The following is a 16,893-nucleotide window of genomic DNA, read 5'->3' as shown; positions in this document are numbered from 1 at the left end:
AGACTTTACAGAAAAAAATTAAGAGAAAAGCTCACGTAAAGTAAAACTGTTCTCTTAATTTATTAGAAAGAGGGACATTTACTGAATATCCCTAAATATCGCGACCATCGTTACGGGGCAGTCCGCTCATTGGACAACGGGAAAACGTGGGAAGACGTGTCCGACCGGGTTTCTTTCCCGAAGGGGACACGTCATGGAACGGCTTTTAAAGTCGATGCCTCAGTGGTGGAGGCCTTGCTTACTTCAAGTACTTCTTCAACGGGCAATCAGTAGCCTTTATCCCTTCTGCAATACTCCGGGCATTCATGCGCGCACCCTTTAGTGAGGTGTGCGTGTGGTCGGTGTTGTAGAAAGCGGGTGTCTTCTTGGGCCCCATCTTCTGTAGTTTATCAGCCGATAGTTTATTCAAATCAATGAAGTAAGCACCGGTCATTTCTGCCGCCTCGCGCGTCCACTTGCCATAACTGTTCGTATTGCGTTCAATTTCCCCGTCTTTCCATTTGTTGCGGGGTGTGTGGCTCAGTACGATGGGGATGGCCCCTTTTTCCTGTGCATCCATAATGAACTTGCGCAGATACCAGCCGAAGCTATATACCACCTGATATTTTCCTGTTTTTTCCATCAGGAAAACCTTGCTTTCGTTTCCCGAACCGTGCAGTTCGCCGCGCGCTTTGCCCACGTTGATGTCTCCTCCGTCATTATGTCCAAACTGGATAAGTACGAAATCACCCGGTTGCAGGGCATCATAAACCTTGTCCCAACGGCCTTCGTCCAAGAATGTGCGTGCGCTGCGTCCTGCCATGGCATGATTTTCAACAGTCACCTTTTTCAGGTTGAACTCGTCAGCTATCACGCTGCCCCAGCCCCACATGCCGTCTTTATCATCATCTTTATTCTTCACCGTGCTGTCTCCGATGGTGAACACTACCGGACAACCTTCTTTTCGGCTGGCACCGGTGAGCGTGTCTTTCTCCACCGGTTTCAGATAGTTTGCCAGTTCCAGGCCTGCGCACTCCCGAATACCTTCGGCGGCGGACGCTGCGTTTACCTTAGCTCCGAAAGCACTGGTGTGGATGCGGTCCAGATAGAACATATATTTGACCTTCTCTTTGCCGAATTTCTCGAACTTACGGGCGGTGATGTCGTTCAGGTCGATAAAGGGCACCTGCTGTTCTTCGGCTATTTGCTTTGCCCACAGCCCGAATGTCTTGTTGACACGTGTCACAATCGTGCTGTCTTTATCTTCCCAGGCATTGCGGGGCGTCAGTGAGAACAGGATGGGGTGGGCGCCTTTCGCTTTCACTTCCTGCACAAAACGGCGCATGTACTCGCCATAGCTGTATACCGTTTCTTTTACTCCGGTTTCCTGAATGGTTACGTTCAGGCTGTCTTTGCCAATTCCGGGAATGGAGGCGCGTGCACGTCCGCTATCGTAAGGACCATTGTCGTTGTGTCCCAATTCGATAATCACCCAGTCGCCCGGGCGCACTCCTTTGATGACATCCGGCCATAGATGCTTGTAGAATGTGCGGCTGCTTGTTCCGCCCAACGCATGGTTCTCTACCGTTATCCGGTCCTGGTCAAAGTGGTCTCCGGCATAATATCCCCAACCCCATTGACCATTGTTACCGTTGCCCAGGGTACCGGTGCGCATGGTGGAGTTGCCTACTAAAAACAAAACCGGATTATTGCCTTTGCGGCTGGAACCGGCTATCGGACGTGCTGTCCGTGCTTTGTTCAAACTATCCAGTGTATTGTCAATTACCTGGTTGACGTCCTTCATGGGTGCAGCCACCTTGTTCTGGGCTTGCATCGGCAGACAGAATGCGAATGCAACTCCCAAAATCAAGTAGCTGCAAAAAGTGTGTCTATTCATTTTCCTATTACTTTATGCTATGTTTTGTGCAAAAGTAGGCGAAATTTTACTTTCTCCGAATGGAATATTATTCATATTGATGTCTTTTTGTCCCATAGGGAGGACTTTTCTAAAGCATAACCCCTAATTTGATTGAAATCAGGTTGTGGTGGAGCTTCTCCCGGAATTCTGCCGCATAGTGGCTGTTCTCATACTTTTTCAACCGTTCCAGATTTTGGATTTCATATCCTATGCTTAACAGAAGCGTCGTTTTACCACGCGTTTTATACTGTACACCTACGGATGGATGAAAGAAGAAACCACCATTGGCGTCTTCACCGGGAGCGAAAGCATATCCGATGCCGCATTGCAGATAGGGGACAAATCTTCTTGGTTTAGTCAGTTGAAATCTGGCGTCGGCGAAGAGGGGTATCAGCGCTTTCTCATAGACAGATAATCCAGTGCCGATGCCCGCAGAGAAGCGTTCTGATAGCTTGTAGTGCCCTGCCACTTGCCAGGCGAATGGAGTGGTAGAAGGGGGTTCCATAGAAATTCCCGTTCCGATGGTGGTCATGTAGGTGAAGCGGTCTGCAATCTGGCACTTCACAATGGGATTTGCCAGAAACAACAGGAGTATAAAGATAATTTTTTTCATTGTACATTTACAGTTATGCGTTTTACAATATGGAGAGCAGTAGTCAGTGCAGAGGTATCGGTTTCCAAGTCACCGGAACTGCCGTCGGGGCTGCTATGCCCAAGTAGAACGGCTTCGAATACTTTCCGTCCGGACGATAAGTCCACATCTGCTGAATAAACCACCGCCGGTTGTCCGCTCCCCTCTTTGCCACCCGAATAACCCGGTTCGCCCTCTTTGGCTGCCTTGGTATAGGAGTCGTTGAAATCCGTCGAATGGTTGATTTCCACTTTAATCCTGAACAATTTCAGCTTGTCGGATGGATGTAACTTTACGTCGAAACTACCACGGGGAGTTGCTCCGGATATTCCATCTGTGAGCGGCTCCTCTTTAGTTGGCAGGTAAAGTCCGTCCTTATACTGTATGCCCCGCGCATGGCACCAGTGAGGCAGAGCTTCTTTTCTTCTGTTGCCTCCTGAACTTTGCCAGGACTGGGTTGCAATTTTGTGGCTGGCATAGATGGTGGACAGGTAATTCCCTTTCATATCTTCCATCCAGATGGCAATCTGGGGTGGATTCTTTTTCTTGATTCCCAGGAATAACGGGAAGTCGTGCAGCCATTCTTCACCTTCTTCGATGCATACTTTTACATCTCCTGCTTCATATTCAATCAGCTCTTTCTGACAGGAACAGAGAGAGAAAAGCGATAAACAAATCCATGTCATAATCATTTTCTTCATCTTTAATTCATTTGATTGTTACTATAAAATGAGTTTGTTACCAAGTGGGAACATTGTAGGCATAAGTGATCCGGATACTTATATCTGCCTTTTATGCATTACACTTGGAAAACCTTATCGATAAGAGAGTCTATTCCTTGGGTGATTTGTTCCCATCCTGAGTTATTGTTCAGGGGGATTCCGTTGTAAACCGGGCAGAACTCTTCCAGCATCACAAGGTAGGTGATGGATGCTGTTAGGACGGAGGCCAGCACTTCGAGTTCTTTTAATGGATAGCCTGTCAGTTCGCTGATTCTTTTTATACGCTGCATGCCGGCATTTTCGCGTTGCTCCCTTAGCTTCACGATTATTTCGTTGTCGGAAGAGAGTTCCCAACGGTGTAGCCTCCGCAGCGTGGGGTTACTGCGTAGTTGCTCTATCTGGCTTCTGAACATCTGCTTCAGGTACTCCGGCAGTTTATTGCGTTCCGGGAGTCCTTGTGGAAAGTTAATCCAGAAATCATGCTGGCGGATATAGGTAGCCATGAGCCCTTCTACCGAACCAAAATAGCGGTATATCAATATCTTGGATACACCGGACTGGGTGGCAACGGCATTGATTCCTATTTTCTCAAATCCGTTTTCGCTTATCATCTGGCCGATGGTGTCCAGTATACGCTTTTCCGTTGTTTCTCTGTCCCTTTCCGGAGTGATGTTCTTTGCTGTCATATGATTATATGTTACTAACTGGGAACAAATATATGTTACCGGTTGGAAACATACAAGTAAAACAGGAAATAAATTTGCTGATCGGGTGTTTTTATTCTTTTGAAGGGGAAGACTGTTAGAAGTTTAAACATTTAAGTGAACCATAATGTTATATTAAAAAAAAGACAATCGACATGCTTACTACCTTCTTAAATACACTGGCAACGATAATCAGTGTGACAAGTCTTCTCATTGTCACCTATGGAGCACTAATTGGCATCATATCCTTTCTTAGCAATGAATTCAAGAGATTTACAGGCAAATATTCAACGACCAATATCCGGAGGTTGCGTGCTACCTTCGGAACTTACTTATTGTTAGGACTTGAATTCCTCATAGCATCGGATATACTAAAGACTGTATTGGAACCTACTCTGAACGAATTGGGCATTTTAGGAGGGATAGTTGTTTTGAGAACGATTCTCTCTGTCTTCCTGAATAAAGAAATTAAGGAGTTGGAGGTAGAAAGTGAGAAAGATGAATGAGACTGATTCTTAAATATGCAGTCTGTGTTATGTTAATTGTTAACATTTGGATGCCGGGTAGTTAACGACTTCCATAATTCTATTAAACCATGTTATAAAACTCTCCGTTTGCCCCTGAAAATTTGGAGATATCCCTAAAGTCCGTATCTTTGCAATGTGTTTTTCATAGTATTAGATTTAAGGTTAACAAAGATTGGCTGTCTGGGATAGATAGCCTTTTTTTTTGCCATATATGAAGAGACTATAACTAAATTGCTAATTGTTATATTATTGACTAATATGTGGTTATCGGGTAATCTGCCGAAATAAACTGTCCGATTTTTAACTTTGCAGCACAGAATAACATGAAACAACTGTTTCTTTGCTCGTGCGGTGATTGAGTAAAATTTACGTGGACAAGTCAGTAAGGCCCCAGACCTTGTATATATCCCCCCTATGGAATGTCTTTGCTATTTGGTAAATGTGATAATGATGAATTTAACCAGAAGTTAAAAAAAATAAGAATATGAAACTTTGGAAATATAGTGGAACATTTCTTGTTATAACAGGAATAATCCACACGATTTATGCACTACTGCTTGGAAAAGAGGAATTTGCAGACATGATAAAAGATGGATTCATAAACTCCACAGGTGATAATTACAACCGTGCTTTCGCCCTTTGGTTTTTAGTGTGTGGGATTATACTTGTTCTCTGGGGGCAAACACTCCAATACTATATCCAAAAAGAGCATAAACCTGCACCTCTGTTTTTGGGATACTGTATTTTGGTATTTACTGTGGTAGGATGTATTGCAGAGCCTATTTCTGGTTTCTGGCTTTTTTTACCACAAGCATTGATAATAATTGCTGCAAATAGAAAAAGGTAGATATCTTAAAGTGAAACTAAGTGAATATGATAGATTATAAAGACAAGGCGATACATTGTGTCAAGGATACGGTATTGCCAATGCAAAGAAAGCAATTTGAAGAATGTGGTTGCTGTTTAGACGAACAGTACAAACGATATGGGAATACAGAATGGCTTTTCGCAAAGACAATTGAAGAGGGACATGTTTATGAAATTGGTTACCCGGCATGTGTCTGTCCGGACGTGGCAAGCGGAAAAGTAAAAGATGTATCACATTGCGAATGTTCGCGCCAGAGCGTATTGTATATTATCGGAAATTTGTTACCCGATAAAAAAATCAGCGTGGAAATAATTGAAACCGTTTTGGGTGGCGCAGAAAAATGCCGTTTTAAGGTAACTGTCGAGTGAGACTGGATTGGTGCTCTCCAAAAGAGTTTTTTGTGGAACGGAGCCACTATCCTGTCCGGAACTTCCGCAATACTTCTCTATATAAACTTCCATCATAACTTTTATATTCGGCATGTTGGTAGAGATTGACTAATCTTTTGCTAGATTCAAGAATCAATGTATTTGATTTCTGTGACAGGTTTGTAGCTAAAATGCCACTGCCTACTATGCCCGGATTGCAGATTATTGTATCTTTCCTGATGGAATTCATTGTCAGTTCCACGCAAGTGTATTCATGGATACCTGCTTCTTTCAGTTTGCCGGCAATATATTGATTGAGATGAGTTTTGTCATCTCCGGTCATAAAACCATACCACAACAGGCACCTCATGCCTGCTTGTGTAGCTTTTACTAATATATCGAGATACGTTGTTCCGGACGTTCCTTTTCTATCAATCTCATAAGGGTCGATGTGGACGAAAGAAGATGCAGGGAGTGAGGGTAAGAGCTCCATTACTCCTGTCAGTGAATCAGAATTGCAGGTCTGGACAGCAGTATTTAGCTCCATTCTATCAGCATAGCGACTCACGTTTTCTAAAGCCTCCTTTTCTATATCAAAGAATTGATATTGCCGGGTTTGTTCTCCCAATATGTTCATGGCTAAAGCAGGAGACCCTAAATAATTCCCTTTTGCCATCTCCGGGCTTTCTAATTTATAATAAGTGGAATTCTTTAGTACTTCTTCTCTATCTGCATTTTCCAGAAAGTGATAAATACCGTATTGTTGTTCCGGCGTATGTTCCATCCGGTAAATGGCGGAGGCTGAATTTGTCTCCACATAGACTGAAGGTTTTTCGTTTTGAAGAACCTCACAAAATATCAAATGTTTGAATACATCTGCCTGCTTTCCGAAATGCGTGTAAGTTGCCATATGCTTGAAGATTTATATTCATTTTGTCCACGCTCATGGTTTTAAGCGTATATGGCAAAGGTACGAAATTCAAAGATATTTATCTGATATCTTTCTTCCTTTTTATCGGCAACCTCGGGAAGAGTTTTCTGAACCGCACTAAATGAGTCGTGATATTACTTCCGGCTATAATAAACGTCACAGCCAGAATAATCAGCAATATTCCGATACTTAGTCTGACAGTCAGAGCCTCCCCGAAGACCATCACTCCGAAGAAAACAGCCGTAACAGGCTCCAAAGCCCCAAGAATAGCTGTCGGGGTAGAACCTATATACTGAATGGCCTGTGTGGTACAGAGAAATGAGATAGCCGTCGGGAAGACTGCCAATGCTACCAGATTACCCCACAAATACCACTTATCAACAATATGCAGGCTTTGTCCGAAATCTACGCGCACCAAAAAGAGGGACAATCCGAAAAGCAGTACATAGAAAGTTACTTTCAGAGTTGCCACATCTTTCAGCATCGGGCGGTTCACGCCTACAATATAAATGGCGTAGGAGAGGGCCGAAGCTATAACCAGACTGACACCAACCAAACTGAGAGTAGTACCGTCACCGCCTTTGTAAAGCAGCCCGATGCCGCTTAACGCCAGGAAGATACATAAAACCGTCTGTAGCGTTATCTTCTCCTTAAAGACAAATGCCATAATCAGCGCAACCAGAATAGGATAGACAAACAGTATGGTGGACGCAATGCCGGCTTCCATATAATTATAACTCTGAAACAAAGTCAGCGAAGAAATGGCAACCAACCAGCCCAGTATAATGAGCGGCAACACTTCTTTCCGTTTCAGTTTGAAGCTTCTCCCCCGAGCTTTGAGCATGATACCCAATATCGGGATGGCAAACAAATATCTGAAAAAGAGGACTGAATCCGGGTCCATACCTTCCTTGTAAAGAGGGAGGGTAAAGAGGGGATTCATTCCGTAAGTGGCAGCGGCAACGGCTCCCAATATATAACCTTTTACTTTTGCATTCATAAGTGTTGATCTAAATCTTTTCTTTGGGGCTGCAAAGGTAGGTCTTCTTTTATGAAAGTGCTGTTATTATCTTGCAATTTCTTTTAATGACTTCGTTAATTGCTCTCTGTCTATCAGAATAACATCTCCATTCTTCACTTTTTGCTTTTGCAGTGATTGGCTGGCTGAGGTGCTGATGACATTCTGCTCAAAGAGACGCTTCACCTGATTGGCTGAAAGTGATAAACACCTTCTGACTAATGAAGATAACTTAAGATTAAAGTCGAAATCGCATTTGATGCGGATGCTGATAACTTCATCTGATAGATTCTGTATATCTTCCGGTGAAATGCTACTTATGACTTCATATTCAACACTGCCGTAATCTAACTTCATATTGTTTTTTCTTTCCAGTTCGGCAGAAAAGGCGTACTGCCAGGCTGCCTCCTTGTCGTTTACCGAGAAGCTGTGGAATAATGATTTGTCTATTAAGTCCGGTTTGCTTCGTGATACTAATGTGAGGTTACAAGTATTATCACACTTCACGCATCTGTAAATCAGCCACACATCAATGTTCTTTTTCTGGGCATTCATTCTGAACTTATCACTGCAATAAAAGCGGTCACTGTCACAATGACTGCACTTCTTAATTAATAAAGGGCAGTTCTTCACTTTTATTTCCCATGTAAATGTAGTTTCCATAAAGCTAATATTCCTTCTTTCTTTGCGGGTTAAATGTTTTTTCTGCAAAGTTGGATATTAGCGATTGGCGGAATTCACAAGATGTCACAAGACGGCATCGGATTTTTCTGATTTATCGGTCCAGTTCATCCATCATTCGGGTTATTTTCTCTTTCAGTTTATCAAGAAACTGGGTACGGTTTTTCTTCCTGTTTCTGATTTCAAGGAATATCCGGTAGAAATCACCTATTTCGATATTGAACAGGGTTTCGCAGCAGAATGCTATATCTTTCAGATTGGTAGCGCCGTTATTAAAACATTTGCCGGCATAGAGGGCATAGATGAACTCTACCAAGGCTACTTTACTGTCCGTCCATTGCAGCAGGTTGCTTTCGATGATTGAAGTGAATCTGAGGTGCAGTTCATCTGATAATGAATCTATTTCATCCGATAGATACTGCGTCAGGCGACGATTGGCTAAAATCTCTGCGACACTCGAATCGTGTAACGTAGAAAAAGTAGTGTCCCTGTCCAATGAAAAGTGGCAGGTATCAGAAAGAATGTCATAATGCTCTCTCATGAAGTACAGTTCATCTGAATCGGTTTTACCGGACTGATAATAGGGGTAAAAGCTATTGTCTGCTAAGGCTTTCTTCAGACTTTCATATTCGGCTTTCAGATATTTGCATTGAATCGACGGTGATTTCCCTGTCCGGTTCTTCTCAATCTGATAGAGGCGGATATAAAATATCAATAGTCCGGATATTTGTGGCTTCCAGACTTTAAAGAAAAGAATCTCTTCGTGGGAACTTGCAAACTGATGGTCTGCGATAGTGGTCTTTAACAGAATGAGTGAGGCTTGTATAAAGTCTACTATCTGCTTGAGTTTATCGAGGACATCAATGGGCTGTTGCTCAATTCTTACGATTTCCAGTTCTATGTTTTGCTTAATCTTCTTTACGAAATTTTCCATCCGTATTCGGCGCATTCCTAACTTTCGGTCGGTTTCGGTGAAAGCCAACCCGGAGTTTGAATAGCGAATTACAATTGTCCTGAAAAGACAATGTAGTTAATACTAAAAATGATAAAATGAAAAACCTGTCTGAATAGAAATACTCAAACGAAAGAAATTAGCCTGTGGTTTGTAAGGCTAATATTAAGCGATAACAAATTTAAGAATGGTGCCCAAAATCGTTGCTTTTAGAATTCGGATGCAAATATAGTGTTTTTCTTTATAATAGGCATCGTGTTGGGGAGAAAGTTCCTGAGCGGACTTAGTTAACGGATATAGCCTATTTCACTATAGGACTGAGCATTTATCAGTCCCGGACTGAGAGGTCAAAACATCCCCATCTTATTTCTGAAAACACCCGGATGTTTTGGGGTAAAACATCCCCATGTTATAGGGTAAAACATCCCCATGTTTTGGGTGAAAACATCCGGGTGTTTTGGGTGTTCAGTCCCGGAGTGTTGGATGCTCAGTTACGGAGCGTTGAATGCTCAGTTATGGAGTGTTATGTGCTCACTCATAAAGTGCTGTGATTTATCAGAATATATATTGAACCCCGAACTGGTATCCTACGTATAATTGTTGTAATCTTGTGGAGCCCGTCTTCTTCCATAATGAATGATTTGGGAATATTTTGTGGTTATTGATATCCTTTGTCTCCATATAATTGATACCTACTCCCGCAAATAACTCAATGTGTTTTCCAATCCTGAAAGCCGGAATCAGCGAATAACCTCCATTCAATACCGGTTCGTCCGAATCATTGCCAATAGCCGAGAATTTAAGCTCATTGTTAATTCTGAACCAGGGGGTGACAGGAATATGTGCACCGAAACCGCCTTCGGCTACCAGTGAGTTATTGATTGTTTTATGATTATACCCGACACCTATGATGCCATAAGTATATTTACCACCCGAGCGGAATGATGCTACCGTGCTTCCTATGGCATCATAAGTAACGGCAACTCCCATTTCACCATTCTTAATGATGTTGATTAGTCCGATAGGGCAGTCACTATTATCAGCTATATTCACCAATCCTGAAAACTGAACGCCTCTTACGTTCTTTGCAATATTGACTAATCCTGCTATTTGAACACCGGTCACATCTTTGGCAATATTAGTCAGCCCGGCAAACTGGAAGCCTTTCATCTCCGAAGCGGTATTTGCCAATCCTCCCAGTTGGAAACCGCTAAAGCTGTTTTTATTTATGTTGATTAATCCTGCAACTTGCAACCCTTGTCCGTCATTCCCTACATAATTTGACAGTCCTGCCCATTGAAGGCCTTTTGCATCATTGAGAATAATGTTCGCGAGTCCTCCCCAAGTGAGCAATTCCTCATTTTTGGAAACACCTATCAATAAATTGAGGGAGACATGATTGGTATACTCCGATGCATGCATTCCGTTGGTGCTCAGAGGTGGCACAAAGCTTAGCTGAAAGGTCGACTTCTTGTTCTCATCTGTTTGGGCGGATAATGTACTATAAGCCAATGCACATAGTATGAATACTAAAATTTTCTTCATCTTTTTGTTTTTCTTTGTTATTAATCTTTTTATTTTCACTCTTTTAATTCCGGCAACGAAGATAAGCCGAATTAGTTTGCTATCGGGAGTTTGTAGAACAACCTCCCTGTTTCTGATGACGAAATAGAGTGAATTAGAGACTAACGATTTTCTGCTATTGTTTATTTCTGTAGGGTTATGATGCACCACAGATTACACTGATTTACACAGATTAGGAAAGATATCTCTGATTATTAATAAATTAAATCTGTGCTAATCTGTGTAATCTGTGGTGAAATAATTCATTTCTGTACCGTTTTACTCTAACTCCGTTGCGTGAATATTGATTGTCTTTAGTGCATCTGCAACGTCAGCCGGAGTGATTCCCCGACATTCTATCCTTAATACCTTTTCCCAATCTTCAAAGTCTACATTCCATTTATGAATCTGGGGATATTGTTTGAAGAGTGTTCCTATTCTTTTTATATCCTGTTCCCTGGTTATAGAAGTCCGGAATATTAAAATACTATCTTGCATGGCGGTGATTTATGTTTTTTCTATTACTTAGTTTAATTTAGTCTGCTTAGTCTGTCTGAAAGTGCCCAGTTATGGATGTAAAGGTAAATCAAAATATCCTTCTATAAAGAGTTATTAGACGAACTTCATGCTGCTTATGACGAAATGAGTCCTGACTGCGACGAACTTAAAAAATAGAGAGTGAGAATGTCGAAACTCACCACAGATTACACGGATTGACACAGATTAAAATTAAATAATTGATTATCAAGATAGGTAATCTGTGAAAATCTGTGGAATCTGTGGTGAAAAGAATGCATAAGCATTTTACAAAGGCTTTATCGGTATGCAGATATCCACAATATGCTTATTCTCAGGATGTGTCCGGTGACTATTGTGATATAGCTCATACGTACATCCGTCCGCTTGTTGATACCCGCTTTCGGTAAACCACTTGCACATGGTGTTCCATGATTTCTGGAACTCATCGGTTCCAATCTCAAAGTGTCCCACCACATACTTACCACCGGGAATGACCATCTTTCCGATTTCTCCCTCCACTTTCACGTCTTCGTTCACAATGATACAGGCACTTTGTCTGATCTTGTCCAACTCCGTGACAGACGGATCATCATGAGTCACCGTAGCCGTTTTGGTTACATTCTGGGTGTACAGTCCTCTCGGTTCAGCCCATTTAATCACTTTCTCATAAGCCTGAACAATCAGGTGGAACGGTCCGATGTGCCGACAATAAATCGCTTGCATTTCCGGCATTTCTTTGATTTCGATGTTTGCTTTCATAAAATAAATGTTATTTAGTTCTACTTCGCAAAGGTCGGAATCATAATCCGTCTTGCTTGTCAAATTCTTGCGGAGCATTTGCCCATTCTTGCTAAACAGCATCCCATGATGTGCATAGATAGGCTTTTCCTCTTTACCGAATTGCGTGGGAGTGATGCCGAAATACTTCTTGAAAGTCCTGCTGAACAAGGATATGCTTCCGAAACCACAGCTATATGCGATTTCCGTGACAGGCAATGACGGTTCGTTCTGTAATTTCCATGCCGCTTTTTCCACCCGGAGGCGTTGTATATAGTCGATGGGCGTTTCTCCTATCAGGAATGTGAATATCCTGTGGAAATGAAAAGGTGAGAAGTTGGCTATTTCGGCAATATCCTTTAGTTCGAGTGGCTGGCCGAGGTGCATATCTATGTAATCCATCACCCGGTTAATCCTGGAACGATACTCTATTTTACTCTTTTCTTGTATATTCATGCCCTATGATTTGAAATGCAAAAGTAGCACCAAATAATCAGATACGGTTGTCCATTCTTGCTAATATCCCGCTTGCTCTTTATTTGGATCTGTTTTATTTCAGCGGCATCTCCACCCTCGTCACCTGTTCCTCTTCGGGCACATCCGGTCCGATATAGTAATATTCGATAGAAGTGCCGGTACCCTGGTAACCATTTGCTTTTATCCATTCCATCATTTCATTGTACAGGGCTGCCAGTTCGTTATAATTTCCTCGGTGCAGGCAATAGAGTATTTTCCTTTCCGGGACTATGATAGATTTGATATCTCCTTTTCCTTGTAACTTCCCGGATGATTTCAATCCGATAATCATCCGGATATTCTGCTCATTCAGACTTTCAAATTCAGGATATTCCACGAAAGGGATATCTGTTGTGATTTCGTTTTGCTCTTTGAATAAGGCATCTATTGCTACGAAATTCTCTCCGATGGCCTTAGACATTCCCTGCATGTCAGTTTGCACTTCAACTACAAGAGCTGCATGTTCCGGCTGCTTCAACAGCATGATTTCTGAAATCTTTCCCATAGTACTTTGTTTTTTTATGTTAGTAAGTCATTATTTCCTTGCAACAGATATGTATATGTCCGTTATCAGTTCCGTCCTCGGGGCTGAGGCTGGGTGATTCATGTACATTTGGCACAAAAATAGGGCATTTCTCTTATAAAGAGTTGTCCTATATAGTCATTTTAGTATTTACTTTTGAGAATCGGATAGCTATTTCTCGTACCTTTGCACCCGTTTTTAGAAAAGAAGAATCAAGATGATCAATAAATATGAAGAACGTCTGGGAACCGAGCGCATGCTGCCATTGGTTTTCAAGATGGCGCTTCCGGCAGTAGCAGCACAATTCGTCAATTTGCTTTATAGCATTGTCGACCGTATCTATATCGGACACATACCGGGCATCGGAACCGATGCGTTGGCAGGCGTGGGGGTAACCATTTCTCTTGTCGTGCTGATTTCTTCTTTTTCGGCAATTGTAGGTGGAGGTGGTGCGCCACTGGCTGCCATAGCCCTCGGACAAGGTGACCGCCAGCGTGCCGGAAAGATATTGGGGAACGGTTTTGTCATGCTGATCCTGTTCACCTTGCTGACTTCTTCCATAGCCTATACCTTTATGGAGCCTATCCTGCTCTTTACAGGTGCCTCAGAGCATACCTTGGGATATGCCGTCGATTATCTCTCCACTTACTTGCTGGGAACCATTTTTGTGGAGATTTCCACCGGACTGAATTCTTTTATCAATGCCCAGGGGCGTCCTGCCATTGCCATGTATTCTGTCCTGATCGGAGCTTTATTGAATATCGTTCTTGATCCTATCTTTATCTTCTGGTTCGATATGGGAGTAAAAGGTGCAGCTTTGGCTACGGTGATTTCACAGGCTTGCAGTGCTGCGTGGGTATTGTCTTTCCTTTTTTCCCGAAAGGCTTCTCTGCCTCTTGAACGACGCTATATGAAATTGAACCGGGGAATTGTAGCTGCGATGCTGGCTCTTGGCGTATCTCCGTTCATTATGGCAAGTACGGAGAGCTTGGTAGGTTTTGTGTTGAATAGTAGCTTGAAGGAGTTTGGAGATATCTACGTCAGTGCACTGACTATTTTACAGACCTCGATGCAGTTTGCCAGTGTGCCGCTGACGGGGTTTGCGCAAGGCTTTGTCCCGATTGTGAGCTACAATTATGGGCATGGAGACAGGCAGCGTGTGAAGGATTGTTTCCGTATTGCCTTGTTTACCATGTTTTCCTTCAACTTGATTCTGATGTTGTTTATGATTCTGTTCCCTTCAACGGTTGCATCAGCCTTTACGAGTGATGAACGGCTGATAGAGACGGTTCGTTGGACAATGCCTGTCTTTCTGGGTGGTATGACCATTTTCGGGTTGCAACGTGCTTGCCAGAATATGTTTGTGGCATTGGGACAAGCCAAGATATCCATTTTTATCGCTTTGCTCCGTAAGGCGATTCTTTTGATTCCGTTGGCACTGATACTGCCCCGTTTTATGGGAGTGACCGGAGTATATGCGGCTGAGGCAATATCTGATGCTACGGCTGCGATTTGCTGCACGTTGCTGTTCTTTTGGCAGTTCCCTAAGATTTTGGGGAAGATGAAGGGGAGGTAAGTGTCACTTATTGGAGAAGACTTAATAATCACTTAATACATAGTAATTAGCGATAGTGTATTATTAGCGTAATCATATTTTAGTCCCAATTGTATTTTGTAAGAATTGATTTCAAGGATTATATTGAACTTGGCAATTTGATATACATCATTAAACTCCATACAGAAAAGGTAATTAGAATTTATATTCTCCTTTATCTTTTGGACTAAATATTCAGGAGTGATGTCGCTAAGACCTATTCTCTTCATTGTATCACCTTTGTTTTGTTTGAGATATTCTAATTTTTCAGGAGTAACAATAATATGGGACGTGTTCAGACGTTGAAAAACAGGGGTTATGGAATTGATAGCCATAGCTTGGTCAGAAGTATCCAAAATATTAAAATACAACCGTTCTATTTTGTAGGTTAAAAACAGGCCAAACAAATCTGCATATATGCAACGAACTTTAAATTCATTGGCAGCAAAGTCATAACCAAGTTCATTCTTGTCTTCAACATTGAAAGATTCATCATGCTCAGATGAAGGTTGCAATATAAGGTCATGATACTGAATGAAACCATTTGTGAGAATGGAAGATGTGTAGATTTTCAGTACAGAAGATAATGTCACATCAACTATTCCTACAAATCCTTGGAAATTTAACAGACCGTTTCTGAGCCTGTCTATAAATCTGTCTGAGACGTTATTAATGTAAATAAAGAATAACTGTTCACTTGATTTGTATTCGATTTTGGATAAATCAATATGCTCTGATAAATTTCGATATAATAGATCGTTCGCATTTTCCTGTGAGGCATTGATTTTAGAAATATAATCTCCGCACAAGAAGCTATGGGACTCAGATTTATCTAAGAGCCTGATTACAGCATTATGACATGCTATCCCATACCATTCATCTTCTATTTGTGAAGTGTCAAATACGAGAAGAATCTCATGGCGTTTCTTTTGAGGGACTAAAACAGACTTTAGTGCTGAATATGATATGCCTTTTTTCTCTAATTGTTCTACTAAGATATCGTGCATATTGTTAATCTCTTTACTCATCTGTAAGTCAGATAACTTGAAGTATTGTTTCATAACTTCGAGCATGGTATTATCTCTTGAATCTATTGTATATATAGTTTTACTCATGTTTTCTAAATTCTATAAGTGAATATTTTGTTTGGCATACCTTTAAGTCATATTCTGTGAAGACTTCTTTCGGAGCTTAGAGTCTCATTGATTGAATACAAAGATAGGCTGTTCTTCGCATTGAACAATACTTTTCTTGAATTTATCATTCATGTTTGTATCAAAAAGGGGGATGTGAAAACAAGAGTAGGAAGAAAACCCTTTCGTTCTCTTCCTACCCGATTCTTTATTTTCAAAAGTTTTTTCTTATGTAACAAAGACCTTTTTCATTGTTCCTTGTCCTTTCTTTACGGTGCCGCAGCTTCCGTCACATTCACCGTTACCGTCACCTTCTTTGCCGCATCCGACAGATTCTGGATTTCAAAGGTTGTTACTCCATTGGCTGGGAATGGTCCTGTCGGGAACCCCTTTGCATTCTGATCCAATGACAGGGTGTACTCCACAGCTTCGGTGGCATGTCCCACCGCCTTGTCCGCTTTCAGCCATGCAGGCAGACCGGAAATCCGGCTTCCCCCTTTGGCTGTCACGGTTAGTTTCATGAACGAAGTAGTGCCGGCACTCGCCTGTCTCTGCATGCTGAGCACTCCGGTTATCACATCCGGCGATTCACTTCCTGCCACATAAGAATTAGCCCCAGCCGGTTCTGACGGCGTACTTGCCGCTGCAGCCACCGTAGGTACTCCTACTGAGGCTTTCACCACAATCTGACTCTCTTCACGTCCCGCCTTGCTGCGCAGGATAATGATAGCCTTCGGGAACTGATTACCCGCATATCCAGACTTTTTTGACACCTTGCAGGTATAAGAGGTAGAACCGGAACGGGTCACCACATCTTTCGTGATCGCTGTTTCCAACCATTCGGCGGCACCGCCCGGAGAACTTGTATAGACAATTTTTGGGTCAGTCCGAAAACCCTGTGGGTATGTTATGTTAATAAGCGAAAGTGAATTATCTTTGCGGTTATATTTAAACAACAACAATCCAATG

Annotated in this window: 17 protein-coding genes and 2 pseudogenes; 5 read left to right on the top strand and 14 right to left on the bottom strand. The window is 42.2% G+C overall.

From position 1 onward, the window contains the following. Positions 1–93: 93 nt before the first annotated feature. A pseudogene (locus tag BUC01_RS25700) lies at positions 94–240 on the top strand (glycosyl hydrolase); the annotation flags it as partial. Here BUC01_RS25700 and BUC01_RS24005 read toward each other — a convergent pair. From BUC01_RS24005 to BUC01_RS23990, 4 genes are all read right to left on the bottom strand, one after another. Then, positions 239–1,876 (bottom strand): rhamnogalacturonan acetylesterase, encoded by a 1,638-nt coding sequence (locus BUC01_RS24005; RefSeq protein WP_073315129.1) that lies wholly within the window; start codon positions 1,874–1,876, stop codon positions 239–241. The pseudogene BUC01_RS25700 and the gene BUC01_RS24005 sit on opposite strands and share 2 nt — an antisense overlap. A gap of 109 nt (positions 1,877–1,985) precedes the next feature. Then, a complete protein-coding gene (locus BUC01_RS24000) occupies positions 1,986–2,510 on the bottom strand; it encodes a hypothetical protein (RefSeq protein WP_025835463.1) in 525 nt (174 codons plus the stop codon). Then, the gene (locus tag BUC01_RS23995) at positions 2,507–3,229 is read right to left on the bottom strand and encodes a T9SS type B sorting domain-containing protein (protein WP_025835465.1); all 723 of its coding nucleotides are present in this window, start codon (positions 3,227–3,229) and stop codon (positions 2,507–2,509) included. Before BUC01_RS23995 ends, BUC01_RS24000 begins: the two co-directional genes overlap by 4 nt. A 98-nt stretch (positions 3,230–3,327) precedes the next feature. Then, positions 3,328–3,936, bottom strand: a complete 609-nt coding sequence (locus BUC01_RS23990; RefSeq protein ID WP_025835467.1) for a TetR/AcrR family transcriptional regulator — start codon at positions 3,934–3,936, stop codon at positions 3,328–3,330. Positions 3,937–4,109: 173 nt separating this feature from the next. Here BUC01_RS23990 and BUC01_RS23985 point away from each other — a divergent pair, with 173 nt between their 5' ends. The 3 genes from BUC01_RS23985 to BUC01_RS23975 all read left to right on the top strand — a co-directional run bounded on the left by BUC01_RS23985 (position 4,110) and on the right by BUC01_RS23975 (position 5,717). After that, positions 4,110–4,460, top strand: a complete 351-nt coding sequence (locus tag BUC01_RS23985; RefSeq protein WP_025835469.1) for a DUF1622 domain-containing protein — start codon at positions 4,110–4,112, stop codon at positions 4,458–4,460. Positions 4,461–4,965: 505 nt separating this feature from the next. Beyond that, a complete protein-coding gene (locus BUC01_RS23980) occupies positions 4,966–5,328 on the top strand; it encodes a DUF6463 family protein (protein WP_025835470.1) in 363 nt (120 codons plus the stop codon). A gap of 26 nt (positions 5,329–5,354) precedes the next feature. Continuing rightward, positions 5,355–5,717, top strand: coding sequence for a hypothetical protein (locus BUC01_RS23975; protein WP_244895786.1), 363 nt, complete (start codon positions 5,355–5,357; stop codon positions 5,715–5,717). 46 nt (positions 5,718–5,763) lie between these two features. On the opposite strand, the gene BUC01_RS23970 is transcribed toward BUC01_RS23975, so the two are convergent. The 8 genes from BUC01_RS23970 to BUC01_RS23935 form a co-directional block, all read right to left on the bottom strand. Beyond that, complete coding sequence (locus BUC01_RS23970; protein ID WP_073315127.1) at positions 5,764–6,627, bottom strand: 23S rRNA (adenine(2030)-N(6))-methyltransferase RlmJ; 864 nt, start codon at positions 6,625–6,627, stop codon at positions 5,764–5,766. A gap of 79 nt (positions 6,628–6,706) precedes the next feature. Next, a complete protein-coding gene (locus BUC01_RS23965; protein WP_025835473.1) occupies positions 6,707–7,648 on the bottom strand; it encodes a DMT family transporter in 942 nt (313 codons plus the stop codon). 66 nt (positions 7,649–7,714) lie between these two features. Beyond that, on the bottom strand, positions 7,715–8,329 hold the full coding sequence (locus BUC01_RS23960; RefSeq protein WP_025835476.1) for a DUF1062 domain-containing protein: 615 nt from the start codon (positions 8,327–8,329) through the stop codon (positions 7,715–7,717). 112 nt (positions 8,330–8,441) lie between these two features. Next, positions 8,442–9,281, bottom strand: coding sequence for an RteC domain-containing protein (locus BUC01_RS23955; protein WP_025835478.1), 840 nt, complete (start codon positions 9,279–9,281; stop codon positions 8,442–8,444). 573 nt (positions 9,282–9,854) lie between these two features. Further along, positions 9,855–10,844 (bottom strand): hypothetical protein, encoded by a 990-nt coding sequence (locus tag BUC01_RS23950; RefSeq protein ID WP_073315125.1) that lies wholly within the window; start codon positions 10,842–10,844, stop codon positions 9,855–9,857. 297 nt (positions 10,845–11,141) lie between these two features. Further along, positions 11,142–11,360 carry a hypothetical protein gene (locus BUC01_RS26035; protein ID WP_025835480.1) on the bottom strand — a complete coding sequence of 73 codons (219 nt, stop codon included), beginning with the start codon at positions 11,358–11,360 and terminating at the stop codon, positions 11,142–11,144. Between the two features lie 306 nt (positions 11,361–11,666). Next, on the bottom strand, positions 11,667–12,614 hold the full coding sequence (locus BUC01_RS23940; protein WP_025835482.1) for an AraC family transcriptional regulator: 948 nt from the start codon (positions 12,612–12,614) through the stop codon (positions 11,667–11,669). A 94-nt stretch (positions 12,615–12,708) separates the two neighbouring features. Then, entirely contained in the window at positions 12,709–13,179 is a 471-nt protein-coding gene (locus BUC01_RS23935) for a GyrI-like domain-containing protein (RefSeq protein WP_025835483.1), read from the bottom strand. A gap of 235 nt (positions 13,180–13,414) precedes the next feature. Here BUC01_RS23935 and BUC01_RS23930 point away from each other — a divergent pair, with 235 nt between their 5' ends. Next, complete coding sequence (locus tag BUC01_RS23930) at positions 13,415–14,773, top strand: MATE family efflux transporter (protein ID WP_025835485.1); 1,359 nt, start codon at positions 13,415–13,417, stop codon at positions 14,771–14,773. Between the two features lie 32 nt (positions 14,774–14,805). Here BUC01_RS23930 and BUC01_RS23925 read toward each other — a convergent pair whose 3' ends face one another. Beyond that, entirely contained in the window at positions 14,806–15,906 is a 1,101-nt protein-coding gene (locus tag BUC01_RS23925) for a hypothetical protein (RefSeq protein WP_025835487.1), read from the bottom strand. Between the two features lie 287 nt (positions 15,907–16,193). Beyond that, positions 16,194–16,893: pseudogene (locus BUC01_RS23920) on the bottom strand (fimbrial protein); the annotation flags it as partial.

Source organism: Bacteroides stercorirosoris, from assembly GCF_900142015.1.
GTDB lineage: Bacteria > Bacteroidota > Bacteroidia > Bacteroidales > Bacteroidaceae > Bacteroides > Bacteroides stercorirosoris.
This window is presented reverse-complemented; position numbering and strand designations above follow the sequence as displayed.

Coding starts and splice junctions, on each gene's coding strand:
- BUC01_RS23950 (WP_073315125.1), bottom strand. CDS start 10,844: ATGAAGAAAATTTTAGTATTCATACTATGTGCATTGGCTTATAGTACA.
- BUC01_RS23925 (WP_025835487.1), bottom strand. CDS start 15,906: ATGAGTAAAACTATATATACAATAGATTCAAGAGATAATACCATGCTC.
- BUC01_RS23940 (WP_025835482.1), bottom strand. CDS start 12,614: ATGAATATACAAGAAAAGAGTAAAATAGAGTATCGTTCCAGGATTAAC.
- BUC01_RS23975 (WP_244895786.1), top strand. CDS start 5,355: ATGATAGATTATAAAGACAAGGCGATACATTGTGTCAAGGATACGGTA.
- BUC01_RS24000 (WP_025835463.1), bottom strand. CDS start 2,510: ATGAAAAAAATTATCTTTATACTCCTGTTGTTTCTGGCAAATCCCATT.
- BUC01_RS26035 (WP_025835480.1), bottom strand. CDS start 11,360: ATGCAAGATAGTATTTTAATATTCCGGACTTCTATAACCAGGGAACAG.
- BUC01_RS23980 (WP_025835470.1), top strand. CDS start 4,966: ATGAAACTTTGGAAATATAGTGGAACATTTCTTGTTATAACAGGAATA.
- BUC01_RS23970 (WP_073315127.1), bottom strand. CDS start 6,627: ATGGCAACTTACACGCATTTCGGAAAGCAGGCAGATGTATTCAAACAT.
- BUC01_RS23990 (WP_025835467.1), bottom strand. CDS start 3,936: ATGACAGCAAAGAACATCACTCCGGAAAGGGACAGAGAAACAACGGAA.
- BUC01_RS23930 (WP_025835485.1), top strand. CDS start 13,415: ATGATCAATAAATATGAAGAACGTCTGGGAACCGAGCGCATGCTGCCA.
- BUC01_RS23935 (WP_025835483.1), bottom strand. CDS start 13,179: ATGGGAAAGATTTCAGAAATCATGCTGTTGAAGCAGCCGGAACATGCA.
- BUC01_RS23995 (WP_025835465.1), bottom strand. CDS start 3,229: ATGAAGAAAATGATTATGACATGGATTTGTTTATCGCTTTTCTCTCTC.
- BUC01_RS24005 (WP_073315129.1), bottom strand. CDS start 1,876: ATGAATAGACACACTTTTTGCAGCTACTTGATTTTGGGAGTTGCATTC.
- BUC01_RS23965 (WP_025835473.1), bottom strand. CDS start 7,648: ATGAATGCAAAAGTAAAAGGTTATATATTGGGAGCCGTTGCCGCTGCC.
- BUC01_RS23985 (WP_025835469.1), top strand. CDS start 4,110: ATGCTTACTACCTTCTTAAATACACTGGCAACGATAATCAGTGTGACA.
- BUC01_RS23955 (WP_025835478.1), bottom strand. CDS start 9,281: ATGGAAAATTTCGTAAAGAAGATTAAGCAAAACATAGAACTGGAAATC.
- BUC01_RS23960 (WP_025835476.1), bottom strand. CDS start 8,329: ATGGAAACTACATTTACATGGGAAATAAAAGTGAAGAACTGCCCTTTA.